The sequence below is a fragment of the Halalkalibacter lacteus genome (assembly GCF_036663595.1).
In the GTDB taxonomy this organism is placed as follows: Bacteria; Bacillota; Bacilli; order Bacillales; family Bacillaceae_D; genus Halalkalibacter; species Halalkalibacter lacteus.
Genome location: NZ_JAWRVL010000353.1, coordinates 1 through 250 on the forward strand (window position 1 = coordinate 1; position 250 = coordinate 250).

Here is a 250-nt window from a genome sequence, read left to right on the forward strand (position 1 = left end):
CAATCGGAAGCCACAAACCCGCCCTCGAGGTGGACGGGCGCGCGATGGTCGAGCGGATCCTCGAGGCCGCCCACGAGCACCAGCGCGTCGTCGTCGGCCCGCCCGAGCGGGTCCCCGGCGGCGGGCCGGTCGTGCGGGAGTCGCCACCCGGGGGTGGTCCGGTCGCCGGCATCGCCGCAGGTCTCGAGGCGCTCGACGAGCGAGTGGGCTCAAGCCTCGAGCTCGTCGCGGTCCTCGCCGGCGACCTGCC

General features: G+C 76.0%; 1 protein-coding gene. It reads left to right on the forward strand.

Annotation, left to right across the window (positions count from 1 at the left end):
- Positions 1 to 44: 44 nt before the first annotated feature.
- On the forward strand, positions 45 to 250 hold a 206-nt coding region (mobA, locus tag SAZ04_RS22635), incomplete at its 3' end, for a molybdenum cofactor guanylyltransferase (RefSeq protein ID WP_332699972.1).